The 24,359-nt window shown below is 63.7% G+C and carries 22 protein-coding genes and 1 tRNA gene; all 23 read right to left on the reverse strand.

Going from position 1 to position 24,359, the window contains the following annotated elements:
• Positions 1-49 precede the first annotated feature (49 nt).
• The gene (locus ABQZ09_RS09220) at positions 50-1,063 is read right to left on the reverse strand and encodes a TraB/GumN family protein (RefSeq protein WP_349776737.1); all 1,014 of its coding nucleotides are present in this window, start codon (positions 1,061-1,063) and stop codon (positions 50-52) included.
• 90 nt (positions 1,064-1,153) lie between these two features.
• Entirely contained in the window at positions 1,154-1,615 is a 462-nt protein-coding gene (locus tag ABQZ09_RS09225; RefSeq protein ID WP_184375160.1) for a cupin domain-containing protein, read from the reverse strand.
• 34 nt (positions 1,616-1,649) lie between these two features.
• Positions 1,650-2,444 (reverse strand): WecB/TagA/CpsF family glycosyltransferase, encoded by a 795-nt coding sequence (locus tag ABQZ09_RS09230; RefSeq protein WP_039410871.1) that lies wholly within the window; start codon positions 2,442-2,444, stop codon positions 1,650-1,652.
• Between the two features lie 4 nt (positions 2,445-2,448).
• The gene (locus tag ABQZ09_RS09235) at positions 2,449-3,243 is read right to left on the reverse strand and encodes a polysaccharide pyruvyl transferase family protein (protein ID WP_349776738.1); all 795 of its coding nucleotides are present in this window, start codon (positions 3,241-3,243) and stop codon (positions 2,449-2,451) included.
• A 42-nt stretch (positions 3,244-3,285) separates the two neighbouring features.
• Entirely contained in the window at positions 3,286-4,488 is a 1,203-nt protein-coding gene (locus ABQZ09_RS09240) for a GumK N-terminal domain-containing glycosyltransferase (RefSeq protein WP_166745124.1), read from the reverse strand.
• Between the two features lie 64 nt (positions 4,489-4,552).
• Complete coding sequence (locus tag ABQZ09_RS09245) at positions 4,553-6,046, reverse strand: lipopolysaccharide biosynthesis protein (RefSeq protein WP_146093227.1); 1,494 nt, start codon at positions 6,044-6,046, stop codon at positions 4,553-4,555.
• A gap of 17 nt (positions 6,047-6,063) precedes the next feature.
• Positions 6,064-7,113, reverse strand: a complete 1,050-nt coding sequence (locus ABQZ09_RS09250) for a glycosyltransferase (protein WP_349776739.1) — start codon at positions 7,111-7,113, stop codon at positions 6,064-6,066.
• On the reverse strand, positions 7,110-8,252 hold the full coding sequence (locus tag ABQZ09_RS09255; RefSeq protein ID WP_228313979.1) for a glycosyltransferase family 4 protein: 1,143 nt from the start codon (positions 8,250-8,252) through the stop codon (positions 7,110-7,112). The genes ABQZ09_RS09250 and ABQZ09_RS09255 overlap by 4 nt, the downstream gene beginning before the upstream one ends.
• Positions 8,253-8,320: 68 nt before the next feature.
• Positions 8,321-9,409: an acyltransferase family protein gene (locus tag ABQZ09_RS09260; protein ID WP_349776740.1), complete on the reverse strand. Its 1,089-nt coding sequence runs from the start codon at positions 9,407-9,409 to the stop codon at positions 8,321-8,323.
• 13 nt (positions 9,410-9,422) lie between these two features.
• Positions 9,423-10,514, reverse strand: coding sequence for an acyltransferase family protein (locus ABQZ09_RS09265; protein ID WP_349776741.1), 1,092 nt, complete (start codon positions 10,512-10,514; stop codon positions 9,423-9,425).
• The gene (locus ABQZ09_RS09270) at positions 10,511-11,800 is read right to left on the reverse strand and encodes a polysaccharide biosynthesis protein GumE (RefSeq protein WP_349776834.1); all 1,290 of its coding nucleotides are present in this window, start codon (positions 11,798-11,800) and stop codon (positions 10,511-10,513) included. The genes ABQZ09_RS09265 and ABQZ09_RS09270 overlap by 4 nt, the downstream gene beginning before the upstream one ends.
• Positions 11,801-11,894: 94 nt before the next feature.
• Entirely contained in the window at positions 11,895-13,349 is a 1,455-nt protein-coding gene (locus ABQZ09_RS09275) for an undecaprenyl-phosphate glucose phosphotransferase (protein WP_039410847.1), read from the reverse strand.
• Positions 13,350-13,592: 243 nt separating this feature from the next.
• On the reverse strand, positions 13,593-15,032 hold the full coding sequence (locus ABQZ09_RS09280; RefSeq protein ID WP_228891164.1) for a GumC family protein: 1,440 nt from the start codon (positions 15,030-15,032) through the stop codon (positions 13,593-13,595).
• Positions 15,014-15,712 carry a polysaccharide biosynthesis/export family protein gene (locus tag ABQZ09_RS09285; protein WP_039410841.1) on the reverse strand — a complete coding sequence of 233 codons (699 nt, stop codon included), beginning with the start codon at positions 15,710-15,712 and terminating at the stop codon, positions 15,014-15,016. Before ABQZ09_RS09285 ends, ABQZ09_RS09280 begins: the two co-directional genes overlap by 19 nt.
• A 471-nt stretch (positions 15,713-16,183) precedes the next feature.
• Positions 16,184-16,260 (reverse strand) — tRNA-Pro (locus ABQZ09_RS09290).
• A 59-nt stretch (positions 16,261-16,319) separates the two neighbouring features.
• Complete coding sequence (locus ABQZ09_RS09295) at positions 16,320-16,676, reverse strand: MerR family transcriptional regulator (RefSeq protein WP_005995911.1); 357 nt, start codon at positions 16,674-16,676, stop codon at positions 16,320-16,322.
• Positions 16,657-16,956 carry an integration host factor subunit alpha gene (locus ABQZ09_RS09300; protein ID WP_002811076.1) on the reverse strand — a complete coding sequence of 100 codons (300 nt, stop codon included), beginning with the start codon at positions 16,954-16,956 and terminating at the stop codon, positions 16,657-16,659. The genes ABQZ09_RS09295 and ABQZ09_RS09300 overlap by 20 nt, the downstream gene beginning before the upstream one ends.
• Before the next feature lie 21 nt (positions 16,957-16,977).
• Positions 16,978-19,356 (reverse strand): phenylalanine--tRNA ligase subunit beta, encoded by a 2,379-nt coding sequence (gene pheT / locus ABQZ09_RS09305; RefSeq protein ID WP_349776742.1) that lies wholly within the window; start codon positions 19,354-19,356, stop codon positions 16,978-16,980.
• 117 nt (positions 19,357-19,473) lie between these two features.
• Positions 19,474-20,469 (reverse strand): phenylalanine--tRNA ligase subunit alpha, encoded by a 996-nt coding sequence (pheS, locus tag ABQZ09_RS09310; RefSeq protein WP_039410829.1) that lies wholly within the window; start codon positions 20,467-20,469, stop codon positions 19,474-19,476.
• Positions 20,470-20,806: 337 nt separating this feature from the next.
• Complete coding sequence (gene rplT, locus ABQZ09_RS09315; protein ID WP_003484828.1) at positions 20,807-21,166, reverse strand: 50S ribosomal protein L20; 360 nt, start codon at positions 21,164-21,166, stop codon at positions 20,807-20,809.
• Between the two features lie 10 nt (positions 21,167-21,176).
• Positions 21,177-21,374: a 50S ribosomal protein L35 gene (gene rpmI, locus ABQZ09_RS09320; RefSeq protein WP_002811096.1), complete on the reverse strand. Its 198-nt coding sequence runs from the start codon at positions 21,372-21,374 to the stop codon at positions 21,177-21,179.
• A gap of 247 nt (positions 21,375-21,621) precedes the next feature.
• Positions 21,622-22,164, reverse strand: a complete 543-nt coding sequence (infC, locus tag ABQZ09_RS09325) for a translation initiation factor IF-3 (RefSeq protein ID WP_070690874.1) — start codon at positions 22,162-22,164, stop codon at positions 21,622-21,624.
• Between the two features lie 48 nt (positions 22,165-22,212).
• The gene (gene thrS / locus ABQZ09_RS09330) at positions 22,213-24,117 is read right to left on the reverse strand and encodes a threonine--tRNA ligase (RefSeq protein WP_005930235.1); all 1,905 of its coding nucleotides are present in this window, start codon (positions 24,115-24,117) and stop codon (positions 22,213-22,215) included.
• Positions 24,118-24,359 lie beyond the last annotated feature (242 nt).

The raw sequence follows: 24,359 nt of genomic DNA on the forward strand, positions 1-24,359 counted from the left end.
CGTGCGTAACGGTGCCGTGCACCTCCACGCCTATTGCCGCGTCAGGCGCTCAAGGCGCCTCCACCGCATACCCGAGCGCCTGCAATCGGGCCAGGTATCCATCCGGGGCCGTCAGACGGCTGATCGGCAGCACCGCGAAGGTGCTGCGATTGCGTTGCAGCGCAGTGGTGGCGATCGCAAGCCAGTGCTCGCGCATGCGCCGCTCCAGATCGTCGATGCCGCGCTTCCTTGCCGCATCGGAACTGGCCATCGCGCGCATGCACGCCGCCTGCGGATCTTCGCGCGGCAGCTGGCGCAATGCCTCGATATCCCCTACCGACCAGGCGTTGGCGCGCTCGACCATGGTGGGCAGGTCGCGCTCCACCGTCACCAGGATGCTGCGGAAACAGGCGATATCGTCCAGGCCGCCGGCGCGAAACTCCTTCAGCGCCTGGCGCGGGTCGGTGATCTTGTAGTCTAGCGCCGTCGGAGTGGGCTTGATGCCGGCGCGCTTGGCGGCGCGCTCCACCACCGACCAGATCACCGGCGAGCGGGCCAGGCCCGCACGCTTCAGCGCCGCCTGGTACAGCTCGCCGGCGGCCAGCATCGGGCGTTTGCGTTCCACGCCACGATCGCTGCCGATGTAGCGGGCCTTGGCCACTTTCCACCGCGCGTACAGGTCGGGCGGCAGGACCTCGCGCAACTCGCGGCCGTCCTCGTTCTTCATCGCCTGCATCGCCGATGGCAGCAAGGTGAGCTTGCCGAAAAAGCCCATGTCCGCGTCGACCTGCACCGTCGGCGCCGTCAGTACCTGCTGCGACTGGCCGATGATGGTGGCCACTTCCGACGATTGCCATTGCAGGCGTTTGGGCAACGGCGACTGCGTGCCCAGGATCCACAACACGTGCTCGCCCTTGCGCACCTTCCACAGGCCCGGCCCGGGCTGGACCCCGCGGACGACGAGCGCCTCCAGGTCGACCACCGGGGGCGGCGCGGCCGCGTCCTGCATCGCCAGATCGCTGGCGGTCGCCAGCATCGACACCAGCAGCAAGCCGGCGCCCCATCCCACTGCCCTGTGTCGCATCACCTGGTCGCCCCCTGTTTGCGGCGGACATTACGCCAAGCCTGCGACCACTGCGTTAGGGAAGCGTTCGGCCGAGCATCGGCAGCACTGCTAGCGCGTCACCAGCGTCGCAAGATGCGCCGCCAGGGGAGACGCCTGGTCGAGCAGCGCGAAGCCGTCCCACACGAATCCCGGCGACACCGTGCACCCCACCAGGGTGAAGTCACCCAGCGAGCGCGCCGCCTGCCAACAGCCCGCAGGAACCACATGCATCGGCTCGCCGCGTTCGGCCGCGTCCAGGATCAACCGCCGCAGTTGCCCGTCACGTTCGTCGTAGACCAGCAGTTCCAGCGCATCGCCCTGCTGCCAATGCCAGCTTTCTTCCGCATCCACGCGGTGCCAGGCGCTGCATTGGCCGGCAGTGAGCAGGAAACGGATCGCAGTCAGCGCCGGGCGCGCGACGCCGTTGTCGCTGACCTGGCGCGCGGAGGCGTAGACGCGCCGGAAGTGCCCGCCTTCCGGGTGGGGTGACAACGCGAGCGATCGGATCAGGGCGGCGGCAGTGGGATGCATGCACGCATGCTAGGCCAGCCGCCGCCGCTGCGCATCAGGGAAGATGCTTGCCCGCGCGCAGACAGGTACGGAAGAACACCAGCAGATCCCAGCTATAACGCTTGAGCAGCCGGCGCGGCTCGTTGAGCAGGCGGTACATCCATTCCATATGCAGGCGACGGACCCAGTCCGGTGCCCGCTTGGCGGTGCCGGACAAAAAGTCCAGCAGCGCGCCCACACCGAACACCAGCGGCACCCGCAGCGCGTGGCTATGGTCGAGGATCCAGCGCTCCTGCAGCGGGTTGCCAAAGGCCACCAGCAGCACGTCCGCACCCGAGCGATTGATGCGCTCGGCCAGGCCCTCGCCGGCAGCGGCAAACTCGCCGTAACCGTCGCACATGCCCACCACCTGCTGCCCCAGCGTACCGGTCAAGGTGGCAGCGGCGGTCTTGCCGACCCCGGGCCGGCCGCCAAGCAGGAAGAACTTGAGCGGCTGTGCGCTCTCCCGGCACAGATACGGAATCAGATCGGTGCCATTGAGATTGCCGGCGAACCGGCGGCCATGGATCATCCGCGCCGCCAGATCCATCCCGATGCCGTCGTTGACGATGCGCACGCCGGGCTCGCGCATGCGCATCCGCAGCGCCTGGCACTGCACGACAAAGTTGGTGTTGGCAAAAAAGACCCGGCGCGGCTGCTGTGCAGCCAACGCGTGAAACAGGTCCAGCGCGAACGCTTCCTGGGTGGTGGACAACACCGGAAACCCACCCAGCGGAATCACCACTCCGGCCGGAGTGCCGGCGGCAGCGCCGCTCGTTGTGTCCCTGTCCACGCGCTGGCCCTGCATCATCGAATCACCAAAGGTCGTAAGGGAATGCGGCCAGCAAACCGGCCTGCAGTTTTTCCAGATCGAAGCTGCCGTTGCCGCCCAGCGCCAGGCACTCTTCCACGTTGTTGCCCGAGTGCCATTGGGTGCGCCCGGTGCCGTAGTAGTAATCGTCGTACTTGAAGCGATCTTCGCCGTTGCCCCAGTCCAGATACACGGCTGGAATGCCGTATGCCTCGGCCAGGATCAGGCCGTGCAACGAACTGCTGACCACCAGTTCGGCGCCCAGCAGCTGGCTCATGAAGGTTGCCGGCTTGACGTTCGGAAACACCAGATGGTCCGCGTACGCGCTGTATTTTTCGACCGGCTCGTTGAAATGCGGAACGATCGCAAACGGACGTTTTTTCACCGCACCGAGCGCTTCGGCCGGGAAGAACATCGGCGTCAGCAGCCCTGGGTCGCCGTAGACTTCCGGCACCGCGATGCCCCGGTCCAGCAGGAACTGGCGCGTCTTGGGCCCGCGCACCGCACGCACATCGAGCGTGCTGAAGGTATTGCGCTCGGCAGGAATCTTGCCGTTGATCCCGCTGCCCCAGACGGTATCGCCGTCCTTGGCAAAATGCAGCACCGACCCGATCGCGATGAGCTTCTTGCTGAGGTCACGCTTTTCGATCAGCGTCTTGTCCTGCAGCGAAAGCACGCAGGACACGATCACCTTGGACAGGTGGTCCCCCATGTTGACGCCAGCGTTTTTCGGCTGCCACCAGAACAATGCACGACGTTCTGCATGTTCTATCCATTTCTGCAGCAAAGCGTTGGCCATGACAAAGGGTCTCCTGAACTCAAACGGGTGAGGTGCGCCGCATCAATGCGAGAGCGCGGCCTCCGAAGATGCACGCGCGGCTGCGCCGGTGTGCTGCGGATACAAGCGGGTTTCCGGGTACGCGGCCGGGTCCAGCACGCGATCGGTGGTGTCAGACCAGTTCAGGCACTGACGGTAACGCACGTGCGGCGCTTCCAGCGCCTGACTGATTGCGGAAACGATCGACTCGGCATTGCCCGGCGTATAGCCGAAGCGGGACTGCTGATACGGCCCGACAACCGCATTCGGGCAGACCGCCGGCAAACCGAAGAAGTCGTACTGCAGCAGCTTCATCGAGCTGTCGGCCAGATACACCGGCACCTGTTCCGAGGCGTAGGGCGCGATGCCGAACCGCGCATGCTTGATGTAGCCAATCGTCTCGACGTGCTTCATTTCACCATAAACGACGACGTTATCGCCATAGCCGGGATGCCGCCCCATGCCCGAACCGATCACGTGGAAGGTGACCTGCGGGAATGCCTTGCTGGCCACCACGAAAAATTCAGGATCGAACAACATCGATCCAACCGCCACGGCATGGATGCCCTCCCCGTACGGCGATGGGTCGCCCAACTGATCCAGGTTGTGATCCACACCGTGCCCGACGTGATAGACGTTGTCGCGGCTGGCGATCTCCTCGGCCATGGCCGGCGACACCAGCGCAATCACATCCAGCGTCGGTGCGACGCGGTCGAACTCGCGCTCGATGTAGGAGGCAACGTTGATCGTGCTCAGGCCGTCGGATGCGCGATACACCAGCTTGGCCGCCGGGTTGATGCGCTTGGCGAGCTCGATGAAGGCCACCGCAATTCCGCTTTCGAACACGATGACGTCGGCCTCGCGCATCCAGTCCAGCAGCTGACGTGGCGGATGCGCGGCATACCAGCGGAACATCGCGTCTTCCACCGCGCGCAGCCACGCCCGCCGGGTATTGAACGGGTGCACCGTCGTGCGCCACAGATAGCACTCGACCCCCTTGTGCGAGACCACCGTGTTGGCGGTGTCGTCCAGCGGCAGGCGCATGTCACCCTTCATCCGCGACAGGCGGCTGTAACGCAGCGAAAAAAACCGCGTCGTGCCGCGCTGCGCCAGCTGGTCGGTGATGAAGTGGATGTTGGCGCGGCGCGGGGTGCGGTAATCGTGGGCGGACAAGACCAGATAGCAAGGCCGGCGAATGCCGGCAGCGGCGGCGGGTGTAGCGCTCATGGGCCGTGTCCTATGAATGAGTGGAAGAAAGCATGACCGAGCGCGGGCGAAGACGATGTCGATCTCATCGACGTGCCTTGGCCTGCGTCAGCAACTTGCGGATATTGACGATGGAGATCACATCGCGACGGAATGCCGGCCAGATGCCAAGCATCAACAGGCACACCGCGGCCATCACGGCTGCGCCGACTGCCAGTTGCTCCCACAGCGGGCCACCGACCGTCACCGAGGCGTAGTAGGCGCTGACACCGGCGATACCGTATGCCGCCATTGCGCGTACCGCATTGGTGAACAACGCAGCGACCGGCGTATCGGAAATCCTGCCGACCCAGATCAATGAAAGCGGCCAGGTCACCAGCAAACCGAACGAATACCCGATCGCCACGCCCATCGCACCCCAGCGCGAGCCGACGAAGATGCAGGCGATCAACACGATGCGGCTGACCAGCGAATACACCAGTTGTTGCCGCATCAATCCCCTGGCCAGGAACACCCAGTACGTGGCGTAGGACGCGGTCTGGAAAATGCCGCCGAGCGTGAGCACCTGGAACAGCGGCACCGCCTCGCGCCACTGCTCGCCCAGCACCAGCACGATCAGCGGCATCGCCAGCGCACAGGCGAACGAAAACAGCGCCACGATCAGATGCACCATCACCGTCTGCCCGCGCAGCAAGAACGCGCTGAAACGTTCGCGGTCGTCCTGCAACTGCGACAGCACCGGCAACGCCACGCTGGTGGCCGGTGCATTGATCTGGTTCAACGGCATCATCAACAGCTGGAACGCGCGGTTGTACAAACCCAGCGCGTCCGGACCGGTGCGCCAGCCGATGATCACCTGGCCCACGTTGCGGCTGGCGTATCCCAGCAGCTGCGCCGCCATCAGGTTCCAGCCGAAGCTCATGAAGTCGCGCATCGGCGCGCTGCGCTGATAGCCGCCGGGCAACCAGCGTGCGCAGCTCGCGGCAATGACGAGGTTCACCACCGCCTGCACCACCTGCTGCACCACCAGCGCCCAGTAACCCCACCCCAGCAACGCTGCAGCCACCGCAGCCAGCAGGCCCAGCACCTGCGACCCCACATCGCTCAGCGCCACCTGCCCGAAGCGCAGCCCACGGCTCAGGTGCGCGCGGTATTGGGTGGTCATGCCGTTGATCAAAAACGTCACCGCCAGCGCCTGGGAGATGGTGACCAGCGCCGGCTCCTTGTAGAAGTTGGCGATCAGGTGCGCCGAGGCGAACACCAGCACCGACAACGTCAACCCGATGCCGCTGTTGATCCAGAACAGGTTGTCGCGTTGCTCGCGGCTGACGTGCTTGGCCTGCACAGCGGCGGCCGACAGGCCGAAGTCGCGCAGGATTTCCGCCGCACCGACGATGGCGGTCACCATCGCCATCAGGCCGTAGTCGTACGGGGTCAGCAGGCGCGCCAGCAGGATGATCCCGCCGAATTGAACGACCATCTTGGCCGACTGGCCCAGCATGGTCACCGCCGCTCCGCCCGCAGCACGCGAGCCGAGGCTGCGCTGCGGCGGCGTCGGAGGTGTGGGAGAAGATGACATCGAGGGGGGGGCTGCGGTCACAGCGCGGCTTCTCCGTCCTTGCCCAGCGCTTCCAGATAGGTGCGGTAATGCAGCTGCCCGATGCGCGGCCAGTCGCGTTGCGACAGATCCGGGGCCGGCCCGCGCGGCGCCGCGCGCACCGTGTCCAACATGCCCGTCAGCAAGGCCGCATCGAACTCACCCTCATACAGGAATACCCAGCCCGGGCCCACTTCCTCGGCGATGGCCGCGTTGGATTCACTCCATGGCGCCAATACCGGACGCGCCAGCGACAAGGCCAGCAGCAATGTTCCGGAGTTATGCATCTGCCGATACGGCAACACCACCAGCTCGGCCTCGCTCACCTCGCGTGCCAGCACCGGCTCCTCGACATAGGCCAGCAATGCGCTGATGCGCGGATCCTGCGCGCAGGCGTCTTCCACCAGCGTACGCATCTGCGGCGTGGCAGGGTTACCGACAATGCGCAGATTCAGGCGCGGGTCGCCGACATCGCGCATCACCTCCAGCAGCGTTTCCACCCCCTTGTACGGGCGGATCAGGCCGAAATGCAGCAGCCGCCCCGGCACCGTGGTGCCCTGCGGCATCGTCGCAAACCAGTCGCGGTAATGGCCGTGCAGGATGGTGTCGGTGAACGGCGGACGTGGCGGCGTGGTCGCATTGATGCGGATCCAGCGGCGCGTCAGGCGATCGATCCAGCGCAACAGGCTGCGCTCGCGCCAGCCACGGTCTTCGTGTGGCGCCAGATTGTGCAGGGTGCGCACGACCGGCGTGCCGGTGACCTGCAACCTGAGCAACAACAAGGCCGCGCACACCTGCTTGGCCAGGGTGCCGGTAGCACTGGGATGGCGCAGCAGGTACTCGGGCCAGTGCAGATGCAGCACGTCGTAGCGCGACAACAAGGCATCGCGCATCGAGAAGAAGCGCGGCTGCACCGCATCGGGCAGCGCGTCATAGAGCTGGGTCAGATACGGATTGGTGCTGGCGTTGGGCCTTTCGGTGGAAAACAACACCGTGACCTGCGGCTGGGCCGCTGCACGGGTCAGCGATGCAGCTGCGTGCGCGCTCATCGCAGCGTCTCCTGCGGACGCGGCGTACCCAGCGCGGCGTGGTACTCGTCCACGTAACGCCCGACCACATGCTTCCAGTCGTAGCGGCTCACATAGGCCATCGAGGCCGCACGCCGCGTGGCGAAGTCGGCATCAGCGGTCAGCGCAAGCGCCTGCACCTGGTCGGCCGCCGCGTCGATCCTGTCACGATTGACGATCACGCCCTGTCCCGACTCGGTGGCAAGCCGCACGAACGGCGGGATGTCGCTGAGGATGGGAATCAGCCCTGCGCTCATCGCCTCGACGGCGGCAATGCCGAACCCTTCATGGCGCGACAGGCAGACAAAGAACTGCGCCTGCTGCATCAGCGTGCGCAACTGCTCCTGCGAGGGCGACATGCTCAACTGCACCTTGTCCTGCAGACCACGCTCGGCAATGGCCTTGCGCAGGTCGGCCTCGTTCAGATCGTACTCGCGGCCGGCGATGATCAGCCGCCACTGCGGGTCGCGCTTGAGCGCGGCCTGCAGCAGCTCCAGCGTTTCGATCAATCCCTTGTTGACCGACCAGCGACCGAAATACAGCATCGTTCGGCCAGGCGTCGTCGCGCCCTGCCCTGCATATTTTTCCACGTCCACGCCGTTTTCGATCACGCGCAGGCGCGCTGGCGATACCACCTTGGCAAACAGGTCGCCATCGTTCTCGCTGGTGGCAATCACCCGCGCATACGCCAACGCCGATGCCCGGGTCAGGGTCTGGAACCAGACCTGCTTCATGCGCGATGCGTAGGCGGTGTGGAAGAACCCGCCGTGGGTGGAAACCACCATCGGCTTGCCATGGAACGGTCTGGTCAGCGCAAGGTAGTCGTAGAAAAAATCGATGCCATGCAGATGCACCACATCGGCAGAGCGAATCGCGCCCAGCACCGATGGCGCGAGCGGGTAACGCGACGAACCGCGATAGCCGATCCGCCGGATTGGCAGGCCCTGATAGGTTTCCTGCGGCGCAAGCTGCGCCCCCGGGTCGGTAAACACGCGATCGAGTGTCACCACCTCCACCGTATCGGCACTAGTGGCCTGATGCTGGCGGGCGACATTGAGGACGACTTCCTCCATCCCCCCGATCGAGGGGTGGAATTGGCGGACGACATGCACCACTTTCATTTACGCCAATCTCCTGTGCCGGCGACGCGCACGCAGGTGCTGCGACGACGGTCGATTCTGAAAACGCATCATTGACGCTTCAACCCCAACATCCATGGCGCAATACGCACCAGCACCATGCGCATCGGCACAGCGCAGGCGATCGCGAACGCACTCAACGCCATTGCCCAGGCCGGCGTACCGATCAGGCTGCGATCCATCACGCCGGTGCGGACCACCACACTGGTGATCACCAGAAACACCAAGGTGTGCGTGCACAGGATCAGCAGTGTATTGGTACCGATCCATTGCACCCACCGCCGGTTGCGAACGAAGTAGGCCACGCACAAGGTCATCGCGGTTCCCAGCAGGCTGACCAGCACGAACAGCGCGGCCGAATGCCCGAACTGCAGGTTGTTGACGTCCACCTGCCCGTTCCACCCGGCCAGCAGTCCCCAGGCCGCCGCCACGCACGGCAAGGCCACCGCCCAGGCCCCTGCACCGAAGCCGCGCAACTGCTCGGCAAAGCGCGACAGCCAGCCGCCGATGGCAATGAAGAACAAGGCAATCGGCAACACGTCCAACGCGAGCGGCAGCCGCAGCTGCAGCGCGGGAAACCAACGCGCCCATGCCAGCGCCAGCGGCAAACTCATCGCCACCACCACGCCCGTACTCAGGCGCGCGCGCAATGCAATGTAGGCCAGTGTCGTGACAAACAGTGCCGGCAGGAACCACAACGCCGGCAGCACGTACAGACGCGTGCCATTGGCCCAGAGCACGCCGGTCAACGGATCCCACCACGCACGTGCGCCCGGCTGCTGGAAGGCGTGATTGAGCACCGCCATCAACAGCCACACACCGTAGGCCACCAGGAAAAAAGCCAGATACGGAACCAGGAGCGTGCGCGCCAGCTTGGCCGCTGTCGCTGCATTCAACGCACGCCGCCCGAATCGTTCGCCCACCCATCCGGAGAGCACGAAAAACAGCGGCACATGAAAACTGTAGGCAAACAGTTTGTACGCGGGCGGCATGCCGCTGGCATGCCCAAGCACCACCAGCACGATGGCTAGGGCCTTTGCCGCATCGATCTGCCAGTCGCGGGTCGCCGCAGCCACCGGCCGCACGACCGGGCCTGCCGTGTCGCGTCCCACCTCGGGCAAGTACGGAGCCGTGGTCATGCCGCAGCGCCGCTCATGCCGTCACCGTGCGCGCACCCAAGGCCCAGGGCGCAAACCGCATCAGCACCCAGCGCATCGGCACGCATGCCACCAGCGCAAAGACCGTGACGAACACCGCCCAGCCCAGCCCGGGACGCGCCGAGCCGAACCCGCCAGCGACTGCGGCAACGCCGGACAAGACGAAGAACACCAACATGTGCGTGCACAGGACCAGCAAGGTGTTGCGGCCGATCCACTGTACCCACGCCCAGCCCTGCACCAACCGCGCCGCGCAGATCACCATCAGCGAGCCCAGTACCGCACTGAGCAGGAACAGCGCATGCTCGCGCCCGAACTGCAGCATGTTCACGTCGATGCGTCCATTGCGCTGGGCCAACCACGCGACCGCGAATGCCAGCACCATGGTCACCAATGCACTGATCGGCAGCGACGTCGGCAACCGCGGTGACAGGTGAATCAACAACGCGCCCAGCGCGTAGAAACACAAGGACACCGGTAGCACATCGAGGCCGAAGAACAACCGTACGCCCTGTCCCGGAAACCAGTTCATCCAGATCCAGGCCAGCACCAGCGACACCAGCGTGATGACCAGCGGGGGCAGCACGTGGCGCAGCAGGATGTAGGCAATCACGGTCACCAGCATCACCGGCAAAAACCACAGTGGCGGTTGTACGTACAGATCCGGGCCGATCCCGGTGAACAGCGACACGATCGGTTCCCACCACGGATGGCTTCCCCACCGCGCCGCCTTCTCGCCGATATTGCGGGTCAACAACCAGTACGCATAACCCAACAGATAGAACGTCACGTAGGGCAGCAGCAGGCTGCGGGCATGCCTGCCCAACGAGCGCCGGTCCAACCCGGTGGTGCGGGACGCATAGCCAGCCGCCAGCCACCCCGACACCATGAAAAACAGCGGCACGTGAAAGCTGTAGGCGAACAGGGTCATGCCGTGCGGCACGCCCTTGGCATGGCAGAACACCACCAGCAGGATCGCGATCGCCTTGGCCGCATCGATCCGCTGATCGCGCGCACGACCCGCTGTCGTGATCCGGTCGCCAGCGGCAGGCGTGACCGGCAATGTGGCTGCCGTGGCAGCGCTCATCGTGCCGCTCCCGCGGGCAACGGCAGCCGCGCGCCATCTGCCGTTGGATCATCCTTGATCGAGGTCTGGGGAGCGGCTGACGCGGACCAGGTTGGACGCATGTGCCACAGGCAGCCACAGACGAACCACCACAGCGCCGAGGTCTTGATCGAAAAGTAGCCGTTGGACACCAGCAGACTCAGCGCGAACGCAAAGATGGCCAGGTTCTTGAATAGCTGCCCTTCCTTGCTGGGCATCAGCAGCAGGAACGAATACGACAACAGGAACGCCAGCACGCCGACAATCGACTGCGAGGCGATGAAGTAGGAAATGCCGCTGTCGAAGTAGCGATACGCCTGCGCAAAATCCAGGCCCATCCAGGATTTGAACGACAGGTTGTTCATCGAATGCACGGTGAAGAACACCCGGCCCATCGTGGTGTCTTGGTAGGCGGTGATCCCGGTCACCCAGACCAGCAGCCACGCACTCATGATCACCAGCAGGAACACCAGAAACGCCAATCGTTGATCGAGGCGCTTCAGCAAGGGTGTCAGCAGCACCATCAACACGCAGGTGCCCGCGGCCAATCGTCCGTCGGAAGCGACGATCATGAAGCCGATCAGTCCGACCGACAGCATCAAGGCAGCCGGACGCATCCAACGCCAGAACACCAGCACGATGGCGGTGAAGAAGCAGATGTAATTGCCCATCGTCACCGGCTCGATGAACATCGAGGAGGCGCGTGGCAGGTTGGAACCCGGCAGGAAATTACGCTCGCCCGGGCGCGTGGCGCTGACGAACAGGTTGCTGTCCTCGTTCCAGAAGCCTTCGGCGCTCATCCCGCGCGCATTGACGAAGAAACTCTTGGGATTGACCAGATCGCCGTAGGCGCTTGGCATGGCCAGTTCGAACGCGGCGACCAGCGAGACGATGATGGTCATGCGGATGAACAGCTTGGGCAGCGAGCCGGTGTACGCGGACCCCAGCACCACGAAGGCGAAGACCACCAGCGCGTCGCGGAAGAACTTCGGGTCGATCTGCCAGTTCACCAGGAACCGTACGAACATCAGCAGCACGATCAAGCCCAGCCCGCTGATGATCAACGCAATGCGCTTGCGGCTGAGCGAGCCCAGGCCCAGCAGGAAACAGGCCGCATACACCATGAACTCGACCGCGTAGGTGATCACCGGGCGGACGGTGAACACATTCGCATTGATCAGGGCCAGCACCAGGTTGTAGCCGACACCGACCAGCAAGGTCAGCTCGATCAGCAGATTGTGCCAGCGAACGCGGGTCGCCTCGCTCATTCGAATCAGCATGCACACGCCTGCTTGAAAGGAGCGGCTGCAGTGCAACCGCCCGCGGCGCCGGACGCGCCCGCTCGCACGCTCCCCGCCTTCATCAGTACGCGGTCTTCTGTCCGAGCACGCGCACCGCAGTCAGCACGATGATGCGGATATCCAGCCACAGCGACCAACGACGGATATAGTCCAGGTCGTACTGGATGCGCTTCTTCATCGTGCGCAGCTCCGGGGTTTCGCCGCGGAAGCCGTTCACCTGCGCCCATCCGGTGATACCCGGCTTGACGTAGTGGCGCTGCATATAGTGATTGATCAGCTTTTCATAATGCGTGTTGTGCTGCGCTGCATGCGGGCGCGGACCCACGATCGACATGCTGCCACCGAGTACGTTGAAGATCTGCGGCAACTCGTCCAGGCTGCTGCGGCGCAGGAACGCACCGAAACGGGTAATGCGTGTGTCGTTCTTGGTCGCCTGCTGGATCGTGGTGCCATGATCGTCATGCACGCGCATCGAACGGAACTTGTACATATAGAACTCGCGACCGCCCAGGCCATGGCGGCGCTGACGGAAGAACACCGGGCCTGGCGAGCTCATCTTGACGCCCACGGCAATGGCGGCCATCAGCGGCCACAGGCCCATCAGCGCGATCACGGCCAGGATCTTGTCCTGCAGCGCCTTGGCGACGACGAAGTAATTGTCGCGATCCACACCACCCTGGCGCAGATTGATCACCGGCGTGTTGCCGATCTGCTCACCGGACTGATTCAACAACCCGAAATCGAACAGGTCGGGCACCAGCTTCACGTTGATCGGGTAACGGTCCAGACGCTGCAGCAGCTGCTTGATGTGGTCACGCTCGCCCAGCGGCAGCGAGATCCAGACCTGCTCGACCTGGTTGTCCTTCAAATAGTCGATCAGCGCATCGGGCTCGCCCAGGCACGGCAGCGACTGGCGCTGCTCTGTCACGGCAATGTCGTAAGGCGTGCGGAAGTAACCCACCAGGTTCATGCCGACCCACGGGTTGCGGCTCAGGTAGTGGTTGATCTTCATCACCGGGTGGCGCAAGCCCACCACCACCACCCGCTGCACGTCCACGCCCTGGGCGCGCAGGTGATTCAGAAAGCCGCGCAACAGGGTACGTGCGGCGACCAGCGATGCCAGCCCGCCGACGAACCACAGGCCGATCCAGCCACGCGAGACCTGCTCGCCCACCTGCACGATCAGCGCATGCACCGCGAACAGCGCAAAGACGCCGCCGAAGGCACCACCCAGCACCATCAACTCGCTCAGCAGCCCGCGACCGCGCCAGCTGCGATATAGCGGAAACAGCGCGAAGCAGATCACCGAGTACAGCAGCGTGGTACCGATCGCAACCCGATATGGCGCCGCGGGAACCCAGGAGCCGAACACGATGCGATAGGCGATCAGGCCCGACACGACCACCATGGTCAGGTCGAACACGCGCAGCACCAGGTCGGCCGCGGCCGAGTACTTGGACAACAATCGCGGCGAAGATGTCGTGTAAGTCGCGCTACTCAGGTCTGCCAAAAGCATGGGGATGTCCTCCAAACTCGATACGGTGCATGCGGGGGAACATACGAGTCGCACGCGAGCTTTCAATCATCTCCGTCGAGCGATCACCGCGGTAATACCTACCGACCCCAGATCGCCCGACAGCCCTTTGTTTCAACAGAGACAAACTTTCAAACGAAGGAGCCCGAAACATACGGGATCCAACCTTTTCCACGCTGAATCGGTTGTCACTTTAATTAACCACTGTTTTGCAACACCACGATGTCAGTTCAATCGTGTTTCCGGCCCGGTCCCGCGCAGAAAATACCGCACCAGCGCCACCGCCAGACCCAGGAATACGCCAAAGATGAAGCCCAATGCGAGGTTCAATTTGAGTTTCGGCGAAGTCTTCGACGTAGGCACATCTGCAGTGTCGACGATGGTCACGTTGTTGGCGCCCACGTTGCTGGCCACACCGATTTCCTTGTAGCGCTGCAGAAGCGCATCGTAGAGCTGACGGTTGGTGTCGACGTCGCGCTTGAGCATGTTGTAGCGGATGCTGCGGCTTTGCAGGTCGAGCTCGTTGTTGCGCAGGCCGGCGATACGTTCGTTGAGCAATTGCTCCTGATGCACCGATGCATCGTAGGTGGCCTTCAACGACTGGCGCACGTTGATGATCTCGCCATTGATCTGCCTGCGCGATTCTTCGATCTGCGCTTTCAGGCGCTGCATTTCCGGGTAATCCGGCTTGAACGTCGACAGCTTCTGCTGGTACTCGCTGGTCAGGCGCACCTGCTCGCCACGCAGGGTCTGGATCAGCGGGCTGCTGAGCACCTGCGGCAGCGACATGGCATCACCGGAGGCGGCCTGGCGCCAGGCCGCCTCGGCCTTGATACGTGCGTCCTGTGCCGACGCAAGCAATGCATTGAGGTCGGTCAGGTTCTGCGCCGGCAGCGATGGCTTGTCGTCGCCGACCGAGACGATCTGCTCGTCGGTCGAATATGCCACCAGCGTCTTTTCCGAATCTTCCACCTTGGAGCGCAGTTGCTCCAGGCGCTCTGCCAGGAACTTGGTCGCGAACGAAGACGCCTTCATGCGACGCTGCTGCGTGCTGACGATGAATACCTTCGGATAGGTGTTGGCGATCTTGGCTGCCAGCACCGGGTCCGGCGAATCGTAATTGACGTAGACCAGACGCGAATTGAGGATCGGCTCGACCACCAGACCTGCAAGCAAGGTGTCGGTGAGGCTGCGCTCGATGATGGCCTGGCGCGAGTCCACCGTCTTGCCCGCTTCCGGGTTCTTTGCCGCTGCTTTTTCCAGCGCCTCCTGAACCTGCTGCTTGAACGCCGGCTCCTGGTCGAGCTTGGCTTCGCGGATCACCGCGCGTGCCAGCGATCGGCTCTGCAGCAATTGGTACTGGGTCTGGTAGAAGTCGCGGTCCTGCGGCGATTCCACCGGCATCAGGTTGTCGACGTTGACCACATTGAGCGAGTCACGCTCGATCTGCAGCGTGCTGGTGGCCCGATACTTTTCCGGCATCAGCAAGGTGATCACCAGGGCCAGCAATACCGCACCGATGGTGATCAGGATGATCAGCCACCGCTGCGACACCAGGGCGCGCCAGTAATCCATCAGGCTGACGTCTGCCAGTTCAAGGTGTCCGTGGCGATGCGACGGCGAAGAACGATTGTCGGAATTCATACTCATCGGTAAGCGCGCCACACCATCACCAAGGGGGTCAGTTCCAGCATGGTGCGCAACCAGACGCGCGCATCCGAGCGATACACCACAACGATGTCGCCGCCGTAGATTTCAGGGTCAGGGTTGGCACCCTTTTCGATTTCGGTCAGGTCGAAACGCGCGATCATCTTCTGCCCGTTGACCGTGCGAAACACGATGACATTGCCGCGGCTGGCCACGGTGCTGACGCCCTTGGCCTGCGCGATGGCCTGCTGCAAGGTCAGGTTGGCACCGATCACCGGATAGATGCCGGGTTCATCGACCGCGCCGGTCACGGTCACGCGACGGCCGTTGGACTCCTGCACGAAGACCGACACTTGCGGGTTCTGCAGATAGCCACCGCGATAGCGATCGGCGACCATCTTTTCGAGTTCCCCCACGCCCATCCCGGCGGCGTTGACGTCGCCGATCAAGGGCAGCGAGATGTGACCGTTCTGATCGATGCGGACCTGCCGCTCCAGATCGTCGACCTGGAACACCTTGACCAGCAACAGGTCGCCTGGGGAGAGTCGATACTCGGGTTGCACCGCCGACATTGCGAGCGGATCGGGAAGCGGCAACGACGTCGCCATATCCTTCCCGGTGCTGCAAGCGCCCAGTGTCATCGAGCAGATCAACGCCAGGCTGAGGCCTTGGCAGAATCGTCCGATCAGTTTCTTCATGCGTGTGGCTGGCTGCCTCGGTTGGGTGGGACAGGAGCTCGCGCAGCATTCAACCGGCCAACACGCCAGCACGAACGTACGACAGAGAGGTTTATCCCAGGACATCGGGATCACGACAGGGATGACGTGTTGCACTGCACTATGGCACAGAAAGAATCCACCGCAAGACGCAGCTCGCCATTTTTTTGACGGCGTTGGCCTATTGATTCAAGTTCGTCGTTAGCGCGTTAACAAAACGTGACCCACATCCTGATCTTTCGCTAATGATCTAGAACGTTTTCGGGCACTTAGCATCATTCCGTGACCCAGGTCCATAGCGAACCGGACCGTGGAAACCGGGCGCTAGCATGCGGCTCATGCTGCAATGCGATATGCCGATCTGCGTATCGGCCAGGCCACGCCAGGACATAAAAATGCAATGTTGCAGCGCAACAAAAAAGCCCATGTCCTGAGGACATGGGCTTTGCTGTTTGGTCGGGGTAGCCGGATTCGAACCGACGACCACTAGTCCCCCAGACTAGTGCGCTACCAGGCTGCGCTATACCCCGAAGTGCTGCACCCGTCGCGAGGACGGCCTGCGATTATAGCGGCTTTGTGAAGCGTTTTCCTAGCGGCGCAGCAGTTGAAGTACTTCTTCCAGCTCCATCCGCACCTGCTTGATGATCTGGTTGCTCAGTGCCGACTCGCTCTTGGCACCGTCGCCTTCCAGACGCAGGCGTGCGCCACCAATGGTGTAACCCTGCTCGTACAGCAGCCCCCGGATCTGACGCACCATCAACACGTCGTGTCGCTGGTAGTACCGGCGATTGCCACGCCGCTTGACCGGCTCCAGGCTGGGGAATTCCGTCTCCCAATACCGCAACACATGCGGCTTGACGTCGCACAGCTCGCTGACCTCACCGATGGTGAAGTAGCGCTTGGCCGGGATTGGCGGTAGCTCGCGATTACTGCCCGGATCCAGCATAAGCCTCCACCCGTTCCTTGAGCTTCTGGCCCGGGCGGAAGGTCACCACCGTCCTGGCCGAGATCGGAATTTCCTCGCCGGTCTTGGGATTGCGACCGGGCCGTTGATTCTTGCGCCGCAGATCGAAGTTGCCGAAACCCGACAGCTTCACCTGACGACCCTGCTCCAGGGCATCGCGCAGCACGTCGAAAAACGCGTCGACAAATTCCTTTGCCTCGCGCTTGTTCAGACCGACCTCGTCAAACAGACGCTCGGCCATCTCTGCTTTCGTCAATGCCATGCCACTCCCCTGATTACCGCCTCAACTCCGGATCCGGGCGCGATGCTCGCGCTCGATCACGGCCACCACATCGGTGACGACCGCGTCCACGTCCCGGTCGGTGAGAGTGCGCGAGTTATCCTGCAAAATCAAGCCCATAGCCAGACTCTTGAAACCTGGCTCGACCCCCTGCCCGACATAGCGGTCGAACAGCTGCACCTCACGCAACAACGGGCCCACCGTGGTCTGCACGCTCGCCGACAGCGCCGTCCAGCTCACCTGCTCGGGTACCAGGAAGGCAAGATCGCGACGCACCGACGGGAAGCGCGACAGCTCGCCGGCGCGCGGCAGTGCGCGCTGCACGAGTGGTGCCAGCTGCAGTTCGAATGCGATCACATCCACATCGATCTCCAGCGACTTGGCCAGGCGTGGATGCACCTGCCCGATCCAGCCGATGCGAACGCCGTCGCGATAGACGTCGGCCGACCGCCCCGGATGCCCGAACGGCTGGGCGGACGGCTGGAATTCCAGCTTCGCGCCGCTGGCCGCCGCCAAGGCCATCAGGTCGCCCTTCACGTCGTGGAAGTCCACCTTGCGTGAGGGTTCGCCCCACTGCAGGGCCAACGCATCGCCGCACACGGCCGCAGCCACGTGCTGGGATTCCTGCGGCGCGGCGCCGGTTTGCTCGGCTGCGGCAAAGACCTTGCCCAGCTCGAACAACCGCACCCGCCCGGCCTGACGGGCGACGTTGCGGCCCAGCGTCGCCACCAGGCCAGGCAGCAGGCGCGGACGCATCACGGCCAGCTCGGCGCTGAGCGGATTGGCCAGCGACACCAGGCCCTCATCCAACTGCCAGCGCTGCAACAGCGCGGCGTCGACAAACGCGTAGTTGATGGTTTCCTGCAGCTCGCGCGCCACCAGTTGGCGGCGCACGCTCAATTCGTCCAGTTGGGTCTCGCTTGGCATCGCGATCCGGCTGGCGCCACCGGGCAGCGTAGTCGGCACGCGATCGTAGCCGTGGATACGCGCCAGCTCCTCGATGAGATCTTCTTCGATGGCGATATCGAAGCGCCGGCTCGGTGCCATCACCTGCCAGCCCTCGGCGACCGCATCGACCTGCATGCCGAGCGCGCTCAGCATGCGCACCACCTCGGCATCGTCGATCGCGATGCCGAGCACGCGCGCGATGCGCGCGCGACGCAACAGGATGGGCGCGGCCTGCGGCAGATGCTCCGGCAGCTGCGCGTGCACCACCGGGCCTGGCGTACCGCCGGCCAGTTCCAGCACCAGACGCGTGGCGACCTCGATCGCCTGCGGCGGCAAGGCCGGGTCCACGCCGCGTTCGAAGCGATGCCCGGCGTCGGTGTGCAGGCCAAACTTGCGGCCACGGCCCATGATGGCGGCCGGATCGAAGTACGCCGATTCCAGGAACACATTGCGCGTGGTGTCGGTGACGCGGGTCTCCAGGCCTCCCATCAAGCCCGCCAATGCAACCGGGCGGCCGGCATCGGTGATGGTCAGGAAGCTGTCGTCCAGGGTCACCTGACGCCCATCCAGCAGCGCCAGCTGCTCGCCGCTGCGCGAATGCCGCACGCCGATCGGGCCCTGCAAGGTATCCAGATCGAAGGCATGCATCGGCTGGCCCAGTTCCAGCATCACGTACTGGGTGATGTCCACCAGCAAGGACACCGGACGCACGCCGCTGCGGCGTAGCCGCTCGGCCAGCCACACCGGCGTCTTGGCGGCCGGGTCGATCCCTTCGATCACACGGCCGCAATAGCGCGGCGCATCCTTACCGGCGTCCAGTTCCACCGCTAGCGTACGCGTGGACACCGGCGTCACCGCACCGGCGTCGAAGGCCACCACTTCGCTGGCGCACGCGGCCGCCACGTCGAAGGCGATGCCACGCACGCTGAAGCAATCAGCGCGATTGGGCGTGAGTTTGATCTCGATGCTGGCATCGGGGAGCCCCAGATAGTTGGCCAGCGCCTGGCCCACCGGGGCATCGTCGGGCAGCTCGAACAGGCCGGACGCGTCGCTATCCAGACCCAGCTCCTTGGCCGAACACAGCATTCCGTTGGAGGCCACGCCACGCAGCTTGGCCGCGGTGATGGTCAGCTCGCCGATCTGCGCACCGACCAGCGCCAGCGGCGCCACCAGACCGGCGCGCGCATTGGGCGCCCCGCACACGATCTGCAGCAACTCGCCCTGCCCGGCATCGACACTGCACACCTGCAGCCGGTCGGCTTCAGGGTGACGCACTGCCTCGACGATGCGCGCCACCACCACCTGCCTCAGCGCCTCGCCCAACGGCGTGACGTCTTCGACTTCCAGACCGATCGCCGTCAGCGTCGCAGCCAGTTCGTCGCGCGTGGCCTGGGTCGGGACGTGGCTACGCAGCCAATTTTCAGAGAATTTCATGAGGAGCCGGGATTGGGGATTCGGGATTGGGGATTAGCTGGAACACGCCGACGGAGTCTGGGGAAGGACCGGGGCGCGGTTGCAAATCCCCAATCCCGAATCCCCGATTCCCCGCCGTCAAGCAAACTGCCGAAGAAAACGCACATCGTTTTCGAAGAAGGCGCGCAGGTCGTTGACGCCGTAGCGCAGCATCGCGAAGCGCTCAACGCCCAGGCCGAACGCGAAGCCGGTGTAACGCTCGGGGTCGATGCCGACGCTGCGCAGCACGTTGGGGTGCACCATGCCGCAGCCCAGCACTTCCAACCAACGGGTGCTTCCGTCGGGCTGCTGCCAGGCGATGTCCACTTCCGCCCCCGGTTCCACGAACGGGAAATAGCTGGGGCGGAAACGCATTTCGAAATCGCGCTCGAAGAACGCACGCACGAACTCGGACAAGGTGCCCTTGAGGTCGGCGAAGTTGGAATGCTCGTCCACCAGCAGGCCTTCGACCTGATGGAACATCGGCGAATGGGTCTGGTCCGAATCGGAGCGGTACACCTTGCCGGCCGCGATCATGCGCAGCGGCGGTGTGTGCGCATCCATGTAACGCACCTGGACGCCGGAGGTATGCGTGCGCAGCAGGCGGCCATCACCGAAGTAGAAGGTGTCGTGCATTGCGCGCGCCGGGTGGTGCGGCGGAAAATTCAGTGCCTCGAAGTTGTGCCAGTCGTCTTCGATTTCCGGGCCGTCGGACAACTCATACCCCAGCCGCGCGAAGATTTCGACGATGCGCTCCAGCGTCCGCGTGACCGGATGCAGGCCGCCACGTTCGCTGCGGCGACCCGGCAAGGTGACGTCGATAGTTTCGCCGGCCAGACGTGCGTCGAGCGCAGCCGTTTCCAGGGTGTTCTTGCGTTCGGACAACGCGGCGGTCAGCACATCGCGCGTCTGGTTGATCGCCTCGCCCGCCGCCTTGCGCTGCTCGGGCGGCAACGTGCCGAGCTGCTTGAGCTGGGCAGTGATGCTGCCACTCTTGCCCAGCAAGGCCACCCGCAATGCTTCCAGTTGGTCCGGCGTCTGCGCCGCGGCAACATCGGCCAGCGCACGCTCGGTCAGGGATTGAATCTCACTCATTGCACTTGCGCCTCAACTGCTAGCCGAACGGTGTTTCCGGATGCACCGGAACGCATTGTCACTGCATTGACCTGCCATCACCCACTTGATGGCCTCGCAAAAACGCAAAAAGGGGAAGGACTCGCGCCCTTCCCCCTGCATCTCTGCGTCTCACCTCACCGAAGGCATGCACACCAAGTGTGACTACATCCGATGACCCGCTTCTCTAAGCAGTCCGCACATGGATGTGCGGGCTCCTGCGAGGGACTCGCACATACAGCGTGCGGGCTCTTGCGAGGGACTATCTCATTAAGAAGTCCGCACATGGATGTGCGGGCTCTTGAAGAGGGACCTGCATTTACGCCGCCAGCGCGCCCTTTGCCTTCTCGGCCAGCGCGGCAAAGCCGGCGGCGTCGTGCACGGCGATATCGGCCAGCACCTTGCGGTCCAGGGTGATACCCGCCTTGAGCAGGCCATTCATGAAACGGCTGTAGCTCAGGCCATTGATGCGGGCAGCCGCATTGATGCGGGTGATCCACAGCGAACGGAAATTACGCTTCTTCTGCTTGCGGCCAATGTAGGCGTACTGCTGCGCCTTGATGACCGCCTGCTTGGCAACGCGGAACACCTTGCGGCGAGCGTTGTAGTAACCCTTTGCCAGGGTCAGAATTTTCTTGTGGCGGCGACGCGCCTGTACGCCACGCTTTACTCGTGCCATGGGTCAATCCTCAGAGGTAGGGAAGCATACGATCGAGACGGCCAGCATCCTCGGCACGGACGTGATTCGTCTGCCGCAGGTTGCGCTTCCGCTTGGTCGCTTTCTTCGTGAGGATGTGGCTACGGTTTGCGTGGCCGCACTTGTACTTGCCGGAGGCGGTCTTGCGGAAACGCTTGGCCGCCGCCCGGTTGGTCTTGATCTTGGGCATTGCAATGTCCTTGATGGTGTTTTGTCACTGACACGGGCGGCAGTCTTGCGACCACACTTTCCATCCTTGCCCTTGCCTGCTTGTAAGTCCTTGATCGAACACGATCCGGACAGGTCCTGATGCCGCTTGCACGGCGCCCCGATAAAGCGGGCCGCGCAGTCTACCCGTTGCCGGGAATTCCTGCAAGTCATTGATCCTGCGGCTGCGACAGACCCGCCGGGGGCCGTCGCAGCACGAAAGAAGATCCTCAGATCTTCTTCTTGGGCGCGATCATCATGACCATCTGACGCCCTTCCAGGCGCGGACGGGATTCGATGACGATGTCTTCGCCCAGATCGGCCTCGATCCGCGCCGCCATCTCGCGGCCGAGCTCCTGGTGGCTCATTTCACGGCCACGGAAGCGGATGTTGACCTTGACCTTGTCGCCCTCTTCCAGGAAGCGGCGCATGTTGCGCAACTTGATCTGGTAGTCGCCCTCGTCGGTGACCGGACGGAACTTGAGTTCCTTGATCTCGACCTGCTTGGTCTTCTTCTTGGCCTCGTTGGCCTTTTTCTGCTGCTCGAACTTGAACTTGCCGAAATCCATGATCTTGCAGACCGGCGGATCGGCCTGCGGCTGGATTTCGACCAGATCCAGGCCTTCTTCTTCGGCCTTGGCGAGCGCTTCGTCGCGCGACAACACGCCGACCATCTCACCGTCGCTGCCGATCACGCGAACGCGCGGCACACGGATTTCTTGGTTCTTGCGGTTCTGTTTGTTGTCAGGGGTACTGATATTGCAATCTCCCAGAGGAATCGAACCGGCGCATCCGGATCATCCAGACCGGCCGGGGTTGGCTCACGCTGCCTGCTCTGCCTGCAGGCGTTCGATAAAGGCCGAGACCGTCATGGTCCCGAGGTCCTCTCCCGAACGCGTCCGCACGGCGACAGCGCCATTTTCCTTCTCACGGTCGCCGACCACGAGCAGATATGGCACGCGTTGCAGCGTATGCTCGCGAATCTTATAACCGATCTTCTCGTTACGCAAATCGGCGCTGACACGGAAGCCTTGATTTGCAAGGGTTTTCCTAACCGAGTCGACATATTCAGCCTGAGCGTCGGTGATGTTGGCGACAACGACCTGCACCGGGGCCAGCCAGGACGGGAAGGCGCCGGCATGGTGTTCGATCAAAATGCCGATGAACCGCTCCATCGAGCCGACGATGGCCCGGTGCAGCATGACCGGATGCTTCTTCTGGCTGTTTTCGTCCACGTACTCGGCGCCGAGGCGGCCCGGCATCATGAAATCGACCTGCATGGTGCCCAGCTGCCAGGTGCGGCCGATGGCGTCCTTGAGGTGGTACTCGATCTTGGGGCCGTAGAAGGCACCCTCGCCCGGCAGCTCCTGCCATTCCACCCCGCAGACGCCCAGCGCGCTGCGCAGCGCGGCTTCGGCCTTGTCCCAGGTGGCGTCGTCGCCCAGGCGCTTTTCCGGACGCAACGCGATCTTGATCTGGATGTCGTCGAAGCCGAACGCGGTGTAGACCGCCAGCGCCTGCTGGTGGAAGGCGGTCACTTCGGATTCGATCTGCGATTCCAGGCAGAACACGTGGCCGTCGTCCTGGGTGAAGCCGCGCACGCGCAGGATGCCGTGCAACGCGCCGGAGGGCTCGTTGCGGTGGCAGGCGCCGAACTCGCCGTAGCGGATCGGCAGGTCGCGGTAGCTGTGCAGGCCCTGGTTGAACACCTGCACGTGGCCGGGGCAGTTCATCGGCTTGACCGCGTAGGTGCGCTTCTCCGATTCGGTGAAGAACATCGCGTCCTGGTAGTTGTCCCAGTGGCCGGATTTCTGCCACAGCGAGACATCCAGGATCTGCGGGCAGCGTACTTCGCCGTAGCCGCTATCGCGGTAGACCTTGCGCATGTACTGCTCGACCACCTGCCACAGCGACCAGCCCTTGGGGTGCCAGAAGACCAGGCCGGGCGCTTCTTCCTGCAGGTGGAACAGGTCCTGCGCCTTGCCGATGCGGCGGTGGTCGCGCTTGTCGGCTTCTTCCATGCGCAAGATGTAGGCGTCCAGCTGCTTCTTGTCGGCCCAGGCGGTGCCGTAGATGCGCTGCAGCTGCTCGTTCTTGGCATCGCCACGCCAGTAGGCGCCGGAAATGCGGGTCAGCTTGAACGCCTTGAGGAAGCGCGTATTGGGCACGTGCGGGCCGCGGCACATGTCCACGTATTCCTGGTGGTAGTACAGGCCCATCGCGGTGATGTCCTCGGACATGTCCTCGATCAGGCGCAGCTTGTACTCCTCGCCACGCTGGGCGAACACCTCGATCACCTCGGCGCGCGGGGTGACCTTCTTGATGACGTCGTAGTCCTGCGCGATCAATTCTTGCATGCGCTGCTCGATCGCGGCCATGTCTTCGGGGGTGAACGGGCGCTCGCTGTAAATGTCGTAATAAAAGCCTTCGGCGATGACCGGGCCGATCACCATCTTGACCTCGGGGTAGAGCTGCTTGACCGCGTGCCCGACCAGATGCGCGCAGGAGTGGCGGATGATCTCCACGCCCTCGGCATCCTTGGCGGTGATGATGCGCAGGCTGGCGTCATGGTCGATGACGTCGCTGGCATCGACCAGTTGGCCATCCACCTGGCCGGCGATGGTGGCCTTGGCCAGGCCGGCGCCGATCGACTGGGCGACCTGCATCACCGAGACGGGGGATTCGAATTCGCGGCGGCTGCCGTCGGGGAGCGTGATGTTGATCATGGGCAAGAATGAGGTCTGGTCTGGCTGCAGCGGTCGGCTGCCATGGGAGATCTGGCCATTGCTGGGCAGGCTCGGGAAGAAGCGGGAAAGGTCATGCGAAAGACCGCGTCGCGGGTGCCACGGAAACGGGCGCCGGTCGGGATCAACGGTGGGCGGTGGTAGTGCTCATGTCGCACGCTGGGCCGGCGCTGGGCGCGGGCCACCTTCTCGCAAGGGGTCTTGGGCGTGAATGGTAAACCAAT

This window comes from Xanthomonas sp. WHRI 6106, from assembly GCF_040202405.1.
Taxonomy (GTDB): Bacteria; Pseudomonadota; Gammaproteobacteria; order Xanthomonadales; family Xanthomonadaceae; genus Xanthomonas; species Xanthomonas cannabis.